The following is a 512-nucleotide window of genomic DNA, read 5'->3' as shown; positions in this document are numbered from 1 at the left end:
GGCGGCTGAACGGTAGGATAACTCTGCGCATTGCTCCTGTGGGCCTTATGCCGGCAGCAGCGACGGTTATGGGGTATCTGTTCATGCGACCTCAGCTCGACGAGAGGGTCCGGTCACGACTGCGTCTGGTGCTGAACTTGATCGGCGTGGGGACTGTCGTTGGTTACCGGAGCGCTGGCCGTCATTACCCCGAGCAGCATCGCACCGATGCGCAGGCATCTTTCTACCGTTTCCAACCAGCGGTTGAGTTTCTTATGCGTTTCTTCCGTCATGAGGCGAGTTCCAAAGGTGTCGGTCGGGACAGTGCTGTCACGACACGGTGGCGTGTGCACGAGCCGATATGTTCCATGCGCCCAAGACCGGAAGCCTGGTGGCTTTTCCTAAATCACGCGGGTGGTTTAGGAAAAGCCATCGCGGCATCGCTTGGGGGGCGTGGTATGGAGTTTGGCGTCACGACTTCGGACGGTCTACGCGTGTGGGTTGTACACCGTCTCCACACAACCCATTGTCAC

General features: G+C 58.8%; 1 protein-coding gene. It reads right to left on the bottom strand.

Annotated elements, in window-relative coordinates:
• Positions 1 to 113: 113 nt before the first annotated feature.
• On the bottom strand, positions 114 to 272 hold the full coding sequence (locus AC3IFE_RS01540) for a hypothetical protein (RefSeq protein WP_489189386.1): 159 nt from the start codon (positions 270 to 272) through the stop codon (positions 114 to 116).
• Positions 273 to 512: the final 240 nt, after the last annotated feature.

Source organism: Burkholderia sp. APQ4-4ca (assembly GCF_057837105.1).
The sequence above is the reverse complement of the archived record's forward strand: the minus strand, read 5'-3'. Positions and strand labels throughout refer to the sequence as shown.

Bases quoted from the DNA above. Each gene is read 5' to 3' on its own strand.
- AC3IFE_RS01540 (WP_489189386.1), bottom strand. From the start codon at position 272: ATGACGGAAGAAACGCATAAGAAACTCAACCGCTGGTTGGAAACGGTA.